15 protein-coding genes are annotated in these 17,414 nt (G+C 70.9%); 3 read left to right on the forward strand and 12 right to left on the reverse strand.

Annotation, left to right across the window (positions count from 1 at the left end; genetic code table 11):
• Positions 1 to 8 precede the first annotated feature (8 nt).
• The 12 genes from WMF29_RS07285 to WMF29_RS07340 all read right to left on the reverse strand — a co-directional run bounded on the left by WMF29_RS07285 (position 9) and on the right by WMF29_RS07340 (position 13,846).
• A complete protein-coding gene (locus WMF29_RS07285) occupies positions 9 to 623 on the reverse strand; it encodes a sugar O-acetyltransferase (protein ID WP_437328144.1) in 615 nt (204 codons plus the stop codon).
• A gap of 159 nt (positions 624 to 782) precedes the next feature.
• Complete coding sequence (locus WMF29_RS07290; RefSeq protein WP_437328145.1) at positions 783 to 2,450, reverse strand: FAD-binding oxidoreductase; 1,668 nt, start codon at positions 2,448 to 2,450, stop codon at positions 783 to 785.
• The gene (locus WMF29_RS07295; RefSeq protein WP_437328146.1) at positions 2,447 to 3,433 is read right to left on the reverse strand and encodes a hypothetical protein; all 987 of its coding nucleotides are present in this window, start codon (positions 3,431 to 3,433) and stop codon (positions 2,447 to 2,449) included. The genes WMF29_RS07290 and WMF29_RS07295 overlap by 4 nt, the downstream gene beginning before the upstream one ends.
• 42 nt (positions 3,434 to 3,475) lie before the next feature.
• A complete protein-coding gene (locus WMF29_RS07300; protein ID WP_437328147.1) occupies positions 3,476 to 4,312 on the reverse strand; it encodes a DUF692 domain-containing protein in 837 nt (278 codons plus the stop codon).
• A 1,143-nt stretch (positions 4,313 to 5,455) separates the two neighbouring features.
• Entirely contained in the window at positions 5,456 to 6,751 is a 1,296-nt protein-coding gene (locus WMF29_RS07305) for a DUF58 domain-containing protein (protein ID WP_437328148.1), read from the reverse strand.
• 5 nt (positions 6,752 to 6,756) lie between these two features.
• A complete protein-coding gene (locus WMF29_RS07310; protein ID WP_437328149.1) occupies positions 6,757 to 7,722 on the reverse strand; it encodes an AAA family ATPase in 966 nt (321 codons plus the stop codon).
• Positions 7,719 to 9,794: a DUF4350 domain-containing protein gene (locus WMF29_RS07315; RefSeq protein WP_437328150.1), complete on the reverse strand. Its 2,076-nt coding sequence runs from the start codon at positions 9,792 to 9,794 to the stop codon at positions 7,719 to 7,721. The genes WMF29_RS07310 and WMF29_RS07315 overlap by 4 nt, the downstream gene beginning before the upstream one ends.
• Entirely contained in the window at positions 9,791 to 10,588 is a 798-nt protein-coding gene (locus tag WMF29_RS07320; protein WP_437328151.1) for a hypothetical protein, read from the reverse strand. Before WMF29_RS07320 ends, WMF29_RS07315 begins: the two co-directional genes overlap by 4 nt.
• Positions 10,585 to 11,565 (reverse strand): stage II sporulation protein M, encoded by a 981-nt coding sequence (locus WMF29_RS07325; protein ID WP_437328152.1) that lies wholly within the window; start codon positions 11,563 to 11,565, stop codon positions 10,585 to 10,587. Before WMF29_RS07325 ends, WMF29_RS07320 begins: the two co-directional genes overlap by 4 nt.
• Complete coding sequence (locus WMF29_RS07330; protein ID WP_437328153.1) at positions 11,562 to 12,413, reverse strand: RDD family protein; 852 nt, start codon at positions 12,411 to 12,413, stop codon at positions 11,562 to 11,564. Before WMF29_RS07330 ends, WMF29_RS07325 begins: the two co-directional genes overlap by 4 nt.
• A gap of 15 nt (positions 12,414 to 12,428) precedes the next feature.
• Positions 12,429 to 12,620, reverse strand: coding sequence for a hypothetical protein (locus WMF29_RS07335; protein WP_437328154.1), 192 nt, complete (start codon positions 12,618 to 12,620; stop codon positions 12,429 to 12,431).
• A 380-nt stretch (positions 12,621 to 13,000) separates the two neighbouring features.
• Complete coding sequence (locus WMF29_RS07340) at positions 13,001 to 13,846, reverse strand: PPK2 family polyphosphate kinase (RefSeq protein ID WP_437328155.1); 846 nt, start codon at positions 13,844 to 13,846, stop codon at positions 13,001 to 13,003.
• Between the two features lie 451 nt (positions 13,847 to 14,297).
• Here WMF29_RS07340 and WMF29_RS07345 point away from each other — a divergent pair, with 451 nt between their 5' ends.
• From WMF29_RS07345 to WMF29_RS07355, 3 genes are read left to right on the forward strand one after another with little or no spacing between them, the layout of a single operon-like run.
• Complete coding sequence (locus tag WMF29_RS07345; protein ID WP_437328156.1) at positions 14,298 to 16,427, forward strand: HAMP domain-containing protein; 2,130 nt, start codon at positions 14,298 to 14,300, stop codon at positions 16,425 to 16,427.
• Positions 16,428 to 16,431: 4 nt separating this feature from the next.
• A complete protein-coding gene (locus WMF29_RS07350) occupies positions 16,432 to 16,842 on the forward strand; it encodes a response regulator (RefSeq protein WP_272101069.1) in 411 nt (136 codons plus the stop codon).
• Positions 16,839 to 17,414: a YfiR family protein gene (locus WMF29_RS07355; protein WP_272101070.1), complete on the forward strand. Its 576-nt coding sequence runs from the start codon at positions 16,839 to 16,841 to the stop codon at positions 17,412 to 17,414. The genes WMF29_RS07350 and WMF29_RS07355 overlap by 4 nt, the downstream gene beginning before the upstream one ends.

Below are 17,414 nucleotides of genomic sequence, written 5' to 3' on the forward strand. Positions count from 1 at the left end.
CGCCTCCGTCACCCTCGCGCCTCGCCCGGCGCCGGCGCGGCGCCCGCGGCGTCGAGGGCGCGGATCACGCGGGCGGGATTGCCGACAGCGACCACGTTGGCCGGCAGGTCGCGCGTCACGACGGAGCCCGCGCCGACCACGGTGTTGTCGCCGATCGTCACGCCCGGAAGCACGATGGCCCCGCCGCCGAGCCACACGTTGTTCCCGATCGTGATGGGCTTCGCGGCCTCCCATTTCTGCCGCCGGGGCTCGGACTCCACCGGGTGGGTCGGCGTGAGCAGCTGCACGTTCGGGCCGATCTGCACGTCGTCGCCGATCGTGATGGGCGCGACGTCGAGCGCGACCAGCCCGAAGTTCGCGAAGCAGCGCGCCCCGATGCGGATGTGCGAGCCGTAGTCCACGTGGAACGGCGGGCGGATCTCGGTGCCCTCGCCGATCGCGCCGAGCAGCTGCTCAAGCAAGCGGCGGCGCAGCGGGCGTTGCCGTACCGACGTCGCGTTGTAGGCCGCCATGAGATCCAGCGCGGCCGCGCTCTGCTCGGCGATCTCGGGATCGTCGGCGATGTAGAGGTCGCCAGCGAGCATCCGCTCGCGCATGGAACGGGGATCGTGCGGGGTCGACATATGGACGAGTGTACACTCTATAGGAACTGGTGTCCACATCGACGGGCGGGACGAACGCGTCGGGGGCCATGCGCGGCCCTCGCCCTGCGCCTCGAGCTTCGCGGGCAGATGGGGCAAGGCTCCTCCGCGGTGATCGGCGCGCGCGCGCGCACACACCGATCACCGCGTTCCCGCGCGCTGCTTTCGGGACGCCGCGGGCCAGATGCCCTGCTTGCCCGGCGACAGGATGCCGTTCGGGTCGAGCGCGTCCTTCAGGGTCTCATTCAAGCGCCGGAGCGCGTGCTCGTTGAAGCTGAACTGATCGCCGATCAGGTCCATGAAGGCCAGGTGCGCCCGGTACTCGCCGATCCCCTGCCTCCCCATTTCCCTGATCAAGGCGTCGAGCAGCGCGGCGGCGCTGCTCGTCTGCTCCGCGTCGTGCTTCTCGTAGAGGATCGTGAAGACGTGGTTCAGGTGGCGCACGCCGGCGGTGAAGCCGGCCAGGTAGTCGATCCCGTGTTCGCGGGCGCGCGCCTTCACGTGGTTGTAAACCCTCGCCGCCTCGCGCCCGCTGGACGCCACGATCGGCGAGAAGTCGAGGTGCCCACAGTCGTCGCCGCGGAACTTCAGCGCGTTCAAGGAGAAGAACCCCGGGACGCCCGCCAGCCGGCCGGCCGGTCCTTCGACCTCCCAGGCGTGGAGGCCGTCCGAGCCCGAGGCGAGATGCTCATGCCCCGTGATCTCGGCGCCGGGAATCCTTGAAAACTCTCGCTGGACGATCCTGAACCGAGCGCCCAGCAGCTCCTTGTCGCCGTAGAGGCCGAAGCGCAGGATCCACCACCATCCGATGCCCAGATCCCGGCGGACCCCTTCGAGCACCTCGTCGGGCATGGCGCCGGGGCCGTCATACCAGCGCGAGCGCGGATAGCGGTGCGCCACGTCGCGCAGGACATTGCCCAGCTGGGCGTTGCTCTGGATGATCTCCCGGCGGCGCAGCGACGCGAGCACATCGACGGCCGCCTCGAGGTCGGACTCCCTCTGAAAGCGCACGGTGCATGACATCATGCCGTCCGGCTGAGGCATCAACCAGAGCCCCAGCTTGGTCACGATCCCCAGGTTCGACTGCAGGAACAGCCCGTCCAGCGACGGGCCATACCCGCCCTTGTACATCTGCCAGGTGGTGGCGCCGGGCAACGCTCCCATGCCGGTGCGGACGACGTCGCCGTTCGCCAGGACGACCTCCATCCCGCAGATCTGGGCGGCATGATCGCCGTACGGGGTGTAGCCGATGCCCCGCTCCAGGGCATTGCCGACGACGCTGCCCCAACCGAGCGATGGCGCGGACATCCAGAGCTTCAGCCGATGCTCGCGGAGATGTTCATAGAGGTCCACGAACCTCACGCCGGGCTCGACGAGGGCGTAGGCGTGCTCCTCGTCGACCTCCAGGATCCGGTTCATCCGCTGCATGTCGAGCACGATGGCCCCGCTCACCCGCGGCGCCGCGCCCCCGTACCCGAGGTTCCGCCCGGTGGATACGGTCCAGATGGGAATGCCGTGCTGATTGGCTATGGCCAGGACGGCCTGCACCTCCTCCACCGATCTCGGAAGCACCGCCCCGGAGCACCGGAAGTCCTCGGAGCTGCCGAATGCATAGGGGTCCTCGTAGGCCGAGAGATCCGAGCCCGGGCCGAGCACCGCGTCGTCGCCGAGCGCCGCGGCGAGGTGCCCGTAAGCCGCGTCGATCCGCCCGGATGAACCGGATGGACGAGATGCCTTGTGCGCCGCGTCCTCCCGGGGAAGGGGAGCCGCCCCCGGTGAGGAATGATGGCGTCGGGCAGCGCTCCTCATGCCCCGCTCCGCGGGCCATCGCCGTCGCCTCTGCCGCGCGCGCCCGGCCCTAGGCTCTCCTCGATCGTCACGAAGTTCAGCGCATAGAGCTTCTGCAGAATTCGACAGCAATCTCGCTCGACGGCGCGCCGCGCGGCGCTATCGGTCTGCGGCTCGATGATCTCCGCGAGGATCTCCCGGGTGGGCTTCCCGCCGACAGCGCGGGTAAGGAACGACCTAATCATCCGCCCCACGCGGGCCTTCTGCACCCGGTCGGTCACCGCGATCCTCCCGAACAGGAGCAGCGTCGGCGTGGGCTCCGGCTCGGGCGGCGCCTTGCCGTCGACGAGCGCCTGGATGAACGGCAACACGTCGCACGAGAACTCGCGCAGCGCGACGTGTCGGCCCGCGCGCACGGCGCCGTCGAGCAGCTCCTCCTCGGTGACGCTCGGCCTCGATGCGTTCCGCGACTTGAAATCGTTCGAGCTCTCGACGCACGCGGCGTCGGACCACACAATGAACTCGGCGAGCTCGCAGCGCATCACGTCCATGAGGTAGGGGAGCCCGAGCTCCCCTTGGCCGACACGCCGCTCGATGAGCTCGGCGAACCAGAGGGCGTCTCGAAACGCGCGAATCAGGTGCTCGGACCTGATGGGGCGGTAGGTCGCGATGAAGCTCCGCCCCACGCTCGACAGCGCCTTGTTGCGACGGAGCAGCGCGAACGTGGCGGGGAAGTACGTCTCGACGAGGTAGAAGCGCTTGAGGCCCAGCGAGCCCGAGATCCAGCGCAGCCGTTCCCTGTCGAGCGACTGGAGCGCGGACATCTGCCCGGCGCTCAGCGCGTTCTCCTCGGCGAAGCGCGCCGGGTCATCGTAAAAACGCTCGAACGCCTGAGGATCGGTGAGCAGCCGCGCGAACGCGGTCTGAAACGCCGATGTATCCGTGCCCGTCGCCCGCATCTCCGCTGCGCGCTCCATCGTCCGCTCCTTTGCTATGTGATTCATGACACGTTCCATGGTCCTCCCTCCGGCTGCGCGAGGAACGCCTCACGCCCAGATAGCCCTCGCGCGCTCGACCTCCGCCAGCATCTCGCCGAAGTCGTCCGGCGGATTCGCGTCGCGCTCGATGAGGACGCCGCGCACGGGCGCTCTCCGGCAGAGGTAGTCGAGCAGGTCCCAGACCTCGGGATGGCTGTCGACCGGGTGGTCGTGCGTGTCGACCCACATCCCGTCCTCGTACGTCCCGCCGGCCAGGTGGACCTGCACGACGCGCTCGAGCGGGATCTGGTCGATGAACTCATACGGATCATAGCGGAGATTCCGGGCGTTGACGTAGAGGTTCGTGAGATCGAGCAAGATGCCGCAATCGGCGTCGTTCACGACCTTGCTGAGGAACTCCGCCTCTGTCATGGCGCCTCCGGGGATCCCCATGTAATAGGCGATGTTCTCGAGCAGCAGCGGGACCCCCAGCATGTCCTGGAACTGCCGGGCCTTCGCCGCGCAGCGCGACGCGGTACGCTCGGTGAACGCGATCGGGGTGAGCTGGCCGAGCTCGATCCGGGAGACCTGCGTGAAGCAGAGGTGATCGCTGTACCAGGGGGCGCGGACCGCTCTCGCGAGCTGCGCGATATCATGGCAGTAATCCATGTCGAGCGGCGCGTCGGTGCCGATGGACAGCTCGAGGCCATGAGGCGCTATGGGCAGACGCTCGCTCAGCTCGACGGCACGGGCGACCCGCCCCTCTGTTCGGTAGATGTAATGATCCGCGCAGATCTCGATCCAATCGATCCGGTCGCGGTGTTGCTCGATCCCGCGGACGAACCAGGGGCGGTAGGCAAGCCCAACGCCGATGCACGGCAGATCGAATCTCGGCTTCGTGGACATGAAAAGCTCCTCGCGCGCAGGTAAGATGAGACGCCGAGGCAGCGCGGCGAGCGCCGCCTCGGCGCCGGCGGCGAGGGGCGCGCCCCCCCGCCGCTCATGTTACTCGTCGTTCACGTAGCCGCAGCAGTGGCAATGCAGCGCGACCTCTCTCACCTCGAGTTCGGTCGGGTCCTCAGGGGTGATCATCTCGAAATCGAATCCACTCTTGTCGGTATTCATCCTGTTTCTCCTTCATCGGAGGCAGCTTGGCCGCCTCGGTTGGTGACGCGTCGGCAGGCGTCTCATGGGGCGTGGTGTCCGCCGCGTCTCGCCCGCCGACCCGCCGTCTGCGCAAAGATCCAATCAAGAGCCGTGCCGCTCGCGCGGTCGGCAACCCAGGGTTGTCACTCGTCGTTCACGTAGCCGCAGCAATGGCAATGCAGCGCGACCTCCCGCACCTCCAGCTCGGCCGGGTCCTCAGGGGTGATCATCTCGAAATCGAATCCACTCTTGTCGGTATTCATCCCATTTCTCCTTCATCCGAGGCAGATTGGCCTCCTCGGTCATCGACGGATCGGCAGGCGTCTCATGCGGCGTGATGTCCGCCGCGTCGCGCCCACCGTTCCGTCCTCTGCGCACAGGCCTAATCAAGGGCTGTGCCGCTCACGCGATCGGCATACCAGGCGTGCGCGCGGAGCCGCGAAGACGCGGCCCTGCTCGGCGGCTCACGCACGGCGGGGCGGCGGTGAAATGGCCGGGAAACCGCTGGAACGGCCGGGTTTCACTGGCTGAGCGCGCACGAGCGACGCTCGGGCGGCGGTACGGAGGTGACGAATGTCGCTGTGGCCCGCTCGCCCGTTGGGGCCCTGTGAGAAGCGCAACGACTTGCTCCGGAAGGCAAAACCCCGCTGGCGGAAGGTAACGTGTTGCTCTGTAAGGCCGGCTGAGCGTCGTCGTCGGGGTGATCACGCGGCCGCGCGCGCATGCGTCAGCCGGACCCGGCCGCGCGAGCGCCGAGCGCGCCCGCTGCGAGGGCGCGCTTGGCGTCGCGCCCAGCGCATCGCGCCCAGCGCAGCCCGGCGGCATGGGCGCGGCCCGGCCGCGCGTGCGGCGGGAGCAGCTCCACGTCGCCCCGCGGAGGTCGGGGCCCGCGCAGGAGCGCAATCAGAGCAGATGGCGCGCTTTGATCTCGAGATACCGGTTGATGAGCTGCCCGGTGAGCTGGCCGGGCGCGACGTCGAGCACCAGCGCGCCGTGGTTCTTGAGGTCGCGCACGAGCCGGTCGCGGAAGCTCGAGAGCTCGGCGGCGGCGCCGCGCGTGTAGGGGTCGACGTCGCCGCCCTCGACCAGCGCGTCGATCTCCACGTCCCGCAGCAGCACCATGAGCGGCAGGTGGCGCGGCATCACCCCGCGCATCAGGCGGAGCAGCTCGCTCGCGGCGACGTCGTCGACGACCTGCGTGAAGAGCACGATCAGGCTCCGCTTGCGCACGCGCAGGCCCACGTGCTGGAACGCCGAGCCGTAGTTGGTCTCGACGAGCTCGGGGTAGAGGTCATACCCCGCGGAGAGCACGTGCTTGGCCGCGCCCGCGCCGCTCACCGGGGGCGCGTAGCTCTTGATGCCGTCGGCGAAGGCGAGCAGGCCAACGCGGTCGCCGCCGCGCGCGGCGACGTGAGAGAGCATCAAGCTGGCGTTGAGCGCGTGATCGAAGAGCGAGAGCCCCTGCGTCTGCGCGGTCATCAGGCGGCCCGCGTCGAGGAGGAAGAGGAGGTTCTGGTTGCTCTCGAGCTGGTACTCGCGGCTGATGATCTTCTTCTGCCGCGCGGTCGCCTTCCAGTCGATGGAGCGGAACTCGTCGCCGCGGCGGTACTCGCGCAGGCGCTCGAACTCGCTCTCGCCGCCGCGCTTGCGCGAGGCGCGCAGCGCCGCCGGATCGCGATCCTGGCGCGCCATGAGCTCGAAGGTGCGCACCGCCTGCACGTCGGGGTACACCTTGACCGGCGTCTCCGCCGGCACCGTGACCTGCCGGATCCAGAGGCCGAACGGGGAGAGGTAGCGCACGTGGTGATCGCCGATCGTGTGCGCGCCGCGGCGGGTGGGGCGCACGTGGTAGCGGGCCGTCGCGCGCTCCCTGGGCGGGAGCTCGAGCTTCACGGGCAGGTCGTCGCTCTCGGCGTGATCGAAGAGGTCGTCGGCGACCTCGATCGAGAGCTTGCGGCGGGAGAGCGAGCGGATCTCGAGCGTGATCAGGTTGGCGCGCCCGATGGAGAGCACCGCGGGCGCGTGGCGCTTCACCGTGACCAGCGGCCTCCGCGCGAGGAGCGCGTCGATCGCGGCCCAGAGCGCGATGCCCGCGTCCGCGGCGAGCATGGGCAGCAGCAGCGTGCGATCGACGAGCGTCGCCACCGCGAGCCCGAGGGGCACGATCGCGAGCAGGACGAGGGCGCGCGAGGGGATCATCGCGCTCAGGCCGCCGTCTTCGGCACCTTGGCCTCGCGGAGGATGTCGTCGACGCAGTCGTCGGCGCTCACGCCCTCGATCTCGGCGTCGGGGTGCAGGATGAGCCGGTGGCGCAGGACCGCGGGCGCGAGCGCCTTCACGTCGTCGGGGATGACGTACTCGCGGCCCTCGCTCGCGGCCAGGGCGCGCGCGACCGCGAGCAGGCCGATCGACGCGCGCGGCGAGGCGCCGAGGTACACCGAGCGGTGCACGCGGCTCCGGCCGACGATGTCCGCGATGTACTCGATGATGCCGTCGTCCACGCGGATCCGCGCGAGCCCCTCGCGCATCTCCACGAGCTCGGCGGCGGTGGCGACGCGCTGGATCTCGAAGCGATCGAGGCGCGCCGCGTGGAAGCCGTTGACGTGGTTCTTGAGGATGAGCCTCTCGACCGCCTGCGAGGGGTGCTTGACGTTGACCTGGATCAAGAAGCGGTCGAGCTGCGCCTCGGGGAGCGGGTAGGTCCCCTGCGACTCGATGGGGTTCTGCGTGGCGATGACGAAGAACGGATCCGGCAGCGCGCGCGTGATGCCGTCGGAGGTGACCGCGAGATCTTGCATCGCCTCGAGCAGCGCGCTCTGCGTCTTGGCGGGCGCGCGGTTGATCTCGTCGGCGAGGAGGAGCTGCGTGAAGATCGGCCCCTCGTGGAAGACGAAGCGGTCTTCCTTCTGGTTGAAGACGTTGCCCCCGGTGACGTCGCTCGGCATCAGATCGGGCGTGAACTGGATGCGCTTGAAGGTGGCGCCGAGCACGTGCGCGAGGGTGCGCACGAGCAGCGTCTTGCCGAGGCCGGGCACGCCCTCGATGAGCACGTGACCGCCGGCGAGGACGGCGACGAGCGTGTGCAGGATGAGATCGTCCTGGCCGAGGAGCACCTTGCCGGCCTCGCGGCGGAGGAGATCGAAGCGATCGCGGAATTCAATCGGGTTCATGTCGTCTTTCGATCGGAGGTTCGCTGACCGGTCGCGTCGAGGAAGCCCTGGAGCTCGCGCACGAGCTCGAGATCGGCGGCGGCGCCGTCGCGCGGGCGAGGCGAGGGCCGCGCGCCGCGCGAGCTCTGCGGCGCGCGGAGCGAGGAGGCGGGCGCGGCCTCGTCGCGGGCGCCGGAGGCCTCGACAAGCACGCGCATCACCTCGGGCTCGGGGCGGCCGGTGCGCGCGGCGATCGCCTCGGCGAGCGGGATGAGGCCCCGCCGGCCGGACCGGTGCACGCGCTCGCGCAGGCGATCGAGCGCCCAGCTCGCGTAGAGGCCCGCGGCGTGGCGCGAGGCGCGCGCGCGCCGGTAGGCGAGGCCGAGCGCGCGCGCGTGATCGGCGAAGGCGCGGCGGCCCGCGGCGGGCGGATCGCGGAGGCGCGCGAAGGCGCTGCCCTTCCAGAGATAGAGGAGCGCGAGGAGCAGGAAGAGCTGCGCGATCACGGGCCAGAGGTACGCCTCGCGCACGGCCGCGAAGGGCGTCTCGGCGCCGACGCCGGTCCACTCGTCGACGATCTCGACCTCGGCCGCGGGGGGCGTGAACCGGAGCAGATCGAGGAAGAGCTGCGCGTTGTCGGGGGCCGCGAGCGAGACGTTCGACACGAGGCGATCGTCCGCGACGACGACGACCTTGCCCTTGCCGAGGCGGCGGACGATGCCCGCGGTCGAGGACGATTCGCCCCGGAGGATCATGAAGGACTCGTCCGGCTCGTCGCCGTCCGCGTCGACGAGGCGCTTGCCGGGCGGGAGCGAGGCGCGGAGCCCGCGCGACCAGTCCGCGGCGAGCGCCGTCGACGTCTCGGCGTCCTGGGCCACGCGCAGGCCGAGCCCGACCTCGTCGGGCAGGCGCGGGAGCCCGGCGAGGAAGAGCGTGCCGCCCTTGTCGTCCACCCACGCGAAGAGGTCCCTCCACGTCGCGTCGTCGATCGTCGCGCCCGGCAGGACCACCAGCGCGAGCGCGCGATCGGGCGCCGCGAGCGCCTCGCCCCGGCGCCGCGCCTTGAAGTCCTGCGCGCCGAGCACCTCGAGCACCGCCTGGGTGCCCGAGGGCGAGCGGTCGCCGCCGCCCTCGTCGCCGCCCGCGTGCGGCGTACAGGAGAGCGCGGCGGAGAGGCCGAAGGCGACGAGCGCGAGCGCGAGCGCGCGGCTCACGAGCGGGACGACGCGGTCCATCACCGCGCGGAAGATCGGCTCGGAGGGCGGCGTGACGCCGAACTGCACGCCCTCCACGTCGCGCACGATCGATCGCATCGCGCCCTTGAGATCGGGCCGTTCGCGCAGGCTGCGCACGTAATCGCCGTTGGTGCGAGAGGGGTGGATCTCGATGAGACCATCCCCGTCGAGGCGGCGCAGGAGCGCGGCGTACGCGTCGTCGATCGCGCGAGCGTGGTCGCCGCGCGCCGCGTGGCCGCGCGCGCGCGCGAGCAGGCGCTGCACGTCGGTCTCGACCTCGCGCTTCGCCGCCTCCTCGGGCGTGGGGCCGCGCGCGGGCGCCTTCTCCTCCTTGGCCTCGTCGGCGGGGGCGCGATCGCGGAGCAGGTTCTTCAGCAGCGCGTGGATCACCCCTCCGAAGAAGACCACGAGCAGGCCGATGAAGAGCACCGACGCGACGACGCTCATCCCCGAGAGATCGACGCGCCTCTCGGGTCCGGGGCGGCGGCGCTCGTCCTCGCTCGGGCCGCGATCGGCCGGCTTGCCGCTGGCGGGATGGTTGCCGGACGCGTCGCGACCGCCGCGGCCGCCGCGGCGGGACACGACCGACCGCGAGAGCTCGACGGCGGGCAGCTTGCACGCGGCGGGGAGCTGCGGGCACACGTCGCTCGATCCGGCGATGATCGGGCACCACGCGTGCTCCTCGGGGGTGAGCGGGTAATCGTCCTCGTGGCAGAAGCGGTAGCGATCGTCCTCGAGGACCTCGCGCACGCTCCAGTGGACGTTTTTTTGCGCGTCCTCCGCCCGGGCGTCCCGCGCGAGCGGCGCGCCCGCGGAGAGCGCGAAGAGGGCGAGGAAGAGGCGCCTGCAGCGGATCACGCGGCGGCCCTCCTCTCGCCTTCGCGCGCGGCGATCGCGAGGAAGCGGAGCTGGATGTCCCAGCCGTCGGCGCGCGTGCGCGCGTCGATGTAGTGGAGGAAGCGCGCGGTCGCGACGTACGGGATGCCGGCGAAGAAGCCCGCGAGCGCGAAGGGCGAGCCGCCATCGTCGAGGAGCGCGCCGAACGGCTGGCCGAGCTGGAGGATCGCGTCGACGATCGACTGGCCGAGCAGCTCCAGCACGAGCGCGATGCCGGCCTGCGCGAGGAGAAGCGCGATCAGCGCGCCGAGGACCGCGGCGACGCGGCCCGCGACGAAGCGGCTGCTGCGCTGGATGGCGTCGCCGGCGCGCGCGGCTTCGAGCAAGCTGGCCTCGTGGACGAAGACGAGGCGCGGCCAGGCGAGGGGGAGGCCGAGGAGCAGCGGGAGCGCGGCCGCGATGAGCAGGAGGCGGCTCAAGAAGAGCATCCACAGGTACGACGCCAGGCGCTTTCCGAAGAGGCGGAGCACCTGGCCCGCGCCGAGCTCCTCCGAGAAGAGCAGGCGCCCCACCGCCACGGTGAACACGCCCTGCGCGACGCCGCCGAGCGCGATCGCGGCGCCCCACACCTCGGGCCACGACCAGCCCGCCGCGTACCGCAGCGCGAGGCAGCCGGCGAGCATCGGGAGGAAGAGGATCGCCGAGAGCCGCGCGTAGAGGCCGAACGCGATCGACATGCAGAGGCGGCAGGCGAGATCGAGGATCTCGGCGAGCGGGCGCGGCCGCAGCACGATCGCGGAGGCGTCGAGGTTCATCGCGGCGCCTCCTCCGCGGAGCGACCCGCGAGCGCGAGGTAGAGGACGATGAGCAGCGAGAAGACGCCCGAGGCCGCCCACTTCACCGGCGGGGGGAGCCCCGAGGGGGACCAGAAGCCCTCGATCCCCGCGGCGATCAGCAGCATCGCCGCCGCGCCGAGGACCTGGCGCACGATGGACGGCGCCGCGCGGCGCAGCGAGCCGACGCGCGTGCGGCCGCGCGTCTCGACGAGCGCGTAGCCCATCTCGAGCCCCGCGCCGCCGGCGATCACGATCGCGGTGAGCTCGAAGGGCGCGTGGCTGCACATGAACGTCCAGATGTTGCCGCCGTGGCCCACGCTCATCACGTGGCCGACGACGGTGCCGGTGAAGAGGCCGTTGTAGATGAGGAAGAAGATGCTGCCCGCGCCGAAGAGCACGCCGGTGGCGAAGCAGCGGAAGGCGATGCCGACGTTGTTGAAGACGTAGAACCCCGCCATGCCCGTGTCGGTGCCCGCGTCTCGCCCGCTCGGGCCCTCGCTGTACATCTGGGCCATGCCCTGGAGCACCGAGCTCGGGAGCACGTGGGTGGCGAACTCGTCGGAGGCGAGCGCGCCCGCGATGCCGACGAGCGAGGGGAGGAAGAAGAGGGCGCAGGCGATCGCGAAGAAGCGGGCGTTCTGGCGCAACGCGCGCGGGAAATCGCGGGTGAAGAAGGAGACCACGTCCGGCAGGCGGAAGGGCTCCGCGCCGTAGAGCGTCGCGTGCGCGCGCGCGGCGAGCGCGTCGAGGTACGCGGTGAGATCGGGCGTGTAGCGCGCCGCGCGCGCGCGCATCAGATCGGTGCAGAGCGAGCGGTAGAGCGCGGCCAGGCGCGAGATGGCGGCGCCGTCCTTCTTCGCGAGCGAGTCGCCGCCGTCGAGGAGGATGTGATCGAGCTCCTGCCAGTCCTGCCTGCGGGCCGCGACGAACTCGTCCTGGGAGCGGGCGCCGATCACGCGCTCACCTCCTTCTTGCGGCGGGGCCTGGGGCCGCTCGCGGCCCCCTCCTGACCGCGGTGCGCGTGCGCGCGGCAGTGGAGGAGGCCGAGGAAGCGCGTCGCGTCCTTGTAGCGGACGCCCATGCGCCGCGCGAACACGGGCGCGGTCATCTCGGCGAGCTCGTTGGCGCGCGCGGGCGAGAGGCGATCGAGGCGGCGGAGGAAGAGCTCGATGGCGTCGAGCTCCTCGCCGGAGAGCGGGAGGCGCGCGGGCAGGCTCGCGAGCTCCGCGGGGCTCGGCGCAGGGCGGAGGGCGAACCGGCCGGCGACGCTGTGGCGCTCCTCGACGATCACGAGCGTGCCGCCCACGAGATCGCCGAGGCGGCGGAAGCGCGGATCACGGCCCATGACGGCGAGGCCGACCGCGTACGTGCCGAGGAACGAGAGCGGCTCGATGAACGGGGGGAGCAGATCCGCGGCGCGCAGCAGGTTGCGCAGCAGGCTGTCCCCGAAGCGGAGCGGCTGGCCGCCGTCGGTGACGACGCGCAGCGAGAGAGCGCGCTTGCCGGGCGTGCGGCCGCTCCAGAGGGTCTCGAAGAAGACGTAATACCCCCACTCGATCGCGAAGAGGACCAGCAGCACGAAGCCCGTCGACGCGCCGCGCAGCGCTGGCCCCACGGCGATGCCGCCTATCGCGGCGAGCATCCCGACCGCGAAGACGATGATACCGCGCACCACCAGATCGATGAGGTACGCGAGCGCGCGCCGCGCGGGGCCCGCGATCTGGTGGCGGAACCGCACGTGCTCCGGCGTCTCGATCTCGGCGCTCGTGTCGAGCGGCTCGCGGAGCGTTTCGCGGTGGATCATGCGGCGACAGGGCGATCAGGGGCCCGCCTTGGGCGGGGCGAGGACGACCTCGGTGCCGGCGATGCGATCGTGCAGGCAGCGGCGATCATCGCTGACCCGCTCGGCGAGGATGTGCTCGTCCGGCTCGTCCTCGCCATGGGGGCGCGCGTCGTCGGTCGCCGGTGCAGCGTACGGGTCGTACTCGTGCCTGGGATCGTCGAGCTGCATGCCCCCTCCTCCTCGCCGGAATTGCATCACCCGAGCGACAGCGCGTCAATTGGCCGAGCCGCTCGGCCCCACGCGGCGCACGCGCGGCGTCGCCCGGCCACGGCCTCCCTGAGAGACGAGCACCGTCGGCGAGCCCAGGGCCGTCCCTCCGGCGGTTGCCGTGCACGACCTGCTGACTCCACCGCGTGGGATCACGTGCTGAGATCGTCGACGAGTACAGAAGGCGTCGATCGGCCCCGCCGGCTGGGGAGACTCAATGGTTCATGCAACCACGGAGTCCTTCGCGTGGAACTCCGTGCCACGGCAGCGGGAGCGCCACGCGGGCCGCAGCGTGCGACTTGCGTTCTGCGCCTGCCAGGGCGGATATCGGTCGGGCGCGCTCACCCCTTGCTCCGCCCACCCCGCGACCTCCGGTACTCGTCGAGCTCCTCGCGGCCCGCCTTCCCGTTCCGCTCGAGCGTCTTCAGCCAGCCGTCGCGGTATTCCCGCATCGTCTCCGCCACGGTCTCGGCGACGACGAGGTTGCGGTACCACTTCGCGTCGGCCGGCACGATGTACCAGGGCGCGTGCTTGGACGAGCAGCGCCGGAAGACCTCGTCGTAAGCCTCGGTGTACTCGTCCCAGCGCTCTCGCTCTTTCCAGTCGTTCACGTTGAGCTTCCACGCGGTCGACGGGTTCTCCTCGCGCTCCAGCAGCCGCTCCTCCTGCTCCTTCTTGCTGATGTGCAGGAAGAACTTGATCACGATGGTCCCGTGCTCGGCGAGCAGCTCCTCGAAGTCGTTGATGTGATCGTAGCGCTCCCCCCACAGCGACTCGGGCGCGAGGTCGTGCACGCGCACGACGAGCACATCCTCGTAGTGAGAGCGGTTGAAGATGGCAAACTCCCCCGCGCGCGGCGCCTGCCGGTGGATACGCCACAAGAAGTCGTGCTCCCGCTCCTCCTTCGTCGGCACGCCGAACGAGCTCACCGCGACGCCGCGCGGGTTCAGCGCGCCGACGACGTTCTTGATCGCCCCGTCCTTGCCGGCCGCGTCGCGGCCCTGAAGGACGATGAGGACGCTGTGCGTCCTCGCTCCCCACATGAGCTCCTGCAGCTCGAGCAGCTCGCCGCCGAGCTCCTTGAGCCGCTCCGCAGCCTCCTGCTTCGTCGCGTCTCGAGGCGGATCGGTCGAGACGTCATCGAGGCGAAACTTCGAGTCAGGCTTCGTGAGTCGCGTGATGGGCATGCCCGCGAGCCTACACGATCCCGCAGCGCCGCCGTCCCCGGAGTGACGCGCGACGTCATGGCGCCGCGGCGCGTGGACCCGTCGACGCGTGGACCCGTTGACGCGTGGCCCTGTTGACGCATGGACCCGTTGCCGTTGACGCGACAAGCAGACAGCCACATCGGCGGTGGGCGAGGAGAATCCTGTTGCAGAAATGAAATGAACTACGTACCGTCGAGGTCGGAAGGGCATCGCCGTGCGCCTGTCCTCGCCCCCTCGGGTGCCTCCGATGGTGCGCCTGGCGAAGCTCCTGCCGTGGAGGGGCGCGGATGACGCACGCTCTTGGATTCGACCATTTCTTGGCTCGGATACGGCCTGCCGCGCCGAGCGCGTGATGCTGGTCTCTGCCCCTAGTCCCCGGCCGCGCTCTGGCGTTCACCTCGGCATCGGCGTCAAGCTCGCTGCAGCGACCGTGGTGGTCCTCACCAGCGTTACCGTGCTGGTCGCCAATCAGGTGATCCAGAAGACACGGGATGACCTCGTGTCGGCGAAGGCGAACGCCGCATCGATGATGGCGGATCTGCTCTCAGGGTCCCTGACCGCGCCGCTCGACTTCGGCGATCGCGACACGGCGCAAGGCGACCTCGACCAGCTCCGGTCGAACCGCGCGCTCATCGCCGCGGTCGCGTGGGGCAGCGACGCCGAGCCCGTCGCCAAGATCGGTCAGCCGGAAGGCGGCCTGTCGGCGTTCACCGCGCGGGGCGCCGAGAACCAGGTCCTGGAGCGCGAGATACGCGTCGCCCGCCCGGTCCTGCGCGACGACGGGCGGCGCCTCGGGACGCTCGTCCTCGTCTTCTCCCTCGAGGCCGAGAACGCCGCGTTCGCCGCGGCGCGCCGCAACATCCTCGCGTTCGCGGGGATCGTCGGCGCGATGACGGCCTTCCTGCTCCTCGCGTTCGCGAGGTGGCAGATCGTGCATCCGCTCTCGCGGCTCGTCGACGCCGCGCGGCGCGTCGGGGAGGGAGACCGCGCCGTCCGCGTGAACGTCCGCAGGAACGACGAGCTCGGCCGGCTCGCCGACGTCTTCAACGCGATGAGCTCGGCCATCCTCGAGCGCGAGGCCAAGCTCGAGATGGCCACGAAGAGCCTCCGCGAGCTCTTCGACAACATGCGCGAGGCCATCGTGGCCTTCGGCCCCGACGGGCGCCTGGGCAGCGAGGCCTCGAAAGAGGCCAGGCAGCTCTTCGGCGACCGCGCCGCGGAGGGCAACCACGTCGCGGAGCTCCTCTACCGCGGCGGGCCGCTCTGCGTCGAGAGCCAGGCGCTCCGGCAGTGGGTCGACGCGGCGTTCGACGCGGAGGTCGACGCCTTCCCGGAGATCGCCGAGCTCGCCCCGCGCGAGGTGTGGTTCGAGCGCGCGCCGGGCGACCGCAGGTTCCTGCGGATCGAGCTCTGCCCCATCGTCTCCGGCCAGAAGATCGCGCGCATCATGCTGCTCGCGACCGACCAGACCGAGCTCAGGCGCCTCGCGGACAGCGTCAAGACCAAGGACGAGGAACACGCGCGCCAGATCGCCGCCATGCGCCGCCTCATCGCCGGCGGCGGCCAGGTCTTCGTCCGCTTCATCGAGATCTCGCGCGAGCGCGTGGCCCGGTGCAGCGAGATCCTGAAGCCCGGCGGGGAGCTCTGCCCCGCGGACATCGACGAGCTCCTGCAGCAGCTGCACACCATGAAGGGCGAGGCCCGGTCGTTCGACCTGGAGCGCCTCGCGGACGAGATCATGGCGCTCGAGGACGAGCTCTCCATGGTCCAGGCGCGCGCGCGCTCGGAGGACAGGCCCTCGGTCGAGGGGCACTCGGCGTCGTGGCGGTCGCGGCTCACCCGCGTCGCGGACGAGCTCACGCGCGCGCAGGAGACGTTCGTCGACGCCTCGCCCGTGGGCAGCGCGATCCTCGATCAGATCACGGTCCGCCGCACCGACGTCGCCCGGCTCGGCGAGCTCGTGGGCCCGCAGGGCGGCGAGGCCGCCGAGATCGTCCGCCGCCTCGCGGCCCGGCCGTTCGGCGAGGTGCTCGCGCCGCTCGTCGAGCGCGTCCCCCGCTGGGCCGAGCGGGAGGGCAAGCGCGCCTGCCTCGAGATCGACGGCCGCGAGGCCTCCATTCCCTCGGATCTCGCCCGCCTGCTGCCGGGCGTGCTCCTCCACCTCGTGCGGAACGCGATCGCCCACGGCATCGAGACCCCCGAGGCGCGCGTCCGGGTGGGCAAGCCCGAGGTCGGCGTGATCCGCGCCAGCTGCATCGAGGATCGGCCGCTGCCCACCCTCCTCGTCGAGGACGACGGCCAGGGCATCGACTTCGACGCCCTCGCCACGCGCGCCGGCGTCGATCCGAAGGATCTGCGCCGGACTCGCGAGCTCCTGTTCACCCCCGGCGTGAGCACGAAGGGCGACGTGAGCGACCTCGCGGGCCGCGGCGTCGGCCTCTCCGCGGTCCGCGCCGATCTCCTCTCGGTCGGCTGGCTCATCGAGGTGGACGCGTCGCGCCGGACCGGCGCGGCGTTCGTGATCCGCCCCCAGGCTGCCCCTCTCAGCAACGGAGAATGACTCGATGTCTCAAGGCGGACGCATCCTGGTGATCGATGACAGCGAGATCGTGCTGATGCGGATCCGCGTCGAGCTGGCGAGCGCCGGCTACGAGGTGGTCACGACGACGCAGCTCGTGGGCACGGCCCGCCACCTGCGCGGCTGCGATCTCGTCATCGTCGACTTCTTCATGCCGGGCCTCGACGGCGCCGCCGTCCTCCGCTCGCTCAAGGCCGCGGTGCCCGAGGGCGACAAGCCGCCGCTCTTCTACCTCTACACAACGGACGCCGAGGCCGGATCGCGGTACGCGGAGCTCGGCTTCGACGGCGTCTTCAGCAGGAAAGGCGATCTCCTCGCCCTCACCCCGCAGGTGCAAGCCGCGCTCCGCATCCGCAAGCTCGCCGGCCTGTCGCGCGGCAAGGAACGCAGGACATGACGCCTCGCCGGCGCGCCCTCGTGCTCGGCCTCTTCGTCGCCGCCGCCCTCGTCCCGTTCCATGTCATGGCGGAGCCGGCGACGGCGCCCTTCGCCGTGCAAGCGGAGATCGTCACGCGCATCCTGCCGTACGACAGGGGCTTTCCCGAGCGGGTGAAAGGACAGGTCTCTTTCCTTTTGCTCTCCCGGGCGGGCGACGCGGACTCGGCGAGCGCCGCGCTCCAGATGAGGAGGGCGCTGAACGACATCGGCAAGGTCCGTGACAAACCGATCCGCGTGGAGAGCGCCGAGTACTCGAGCGCGTCCGAGCTCGCCGCGGCGTGCCGCGCGCACGACATCAACGTCGTGTACATCTCCTCGGGGCTCGGCAGGGAGGTCGCCGCGATACGCGGCGCGCTCACGGACACTGGCATCCTGAGCTTCGCGGCCGTGGAGCCCTACGTCTCGCAGGGGGCCGTGCTCGGCGTCGACGTCGCGGACGGCAAGCCGCGCATGAGCATCAACCTCGCGCAGGCCCGGGCCCAGCACATCGACTTCCCCGCTCCCATCCTCAAACTGGCAAGGATCTATTGA

The sequence above is a fragment of the Sorangium sp. So ce381 genome, assembly GCF_051473845.1.
GTDB lineage: Bacteria > Myxococcota_A > Polyangia > Polyangiales > Polyangiaceae > Sorangium > Sorangium atrum.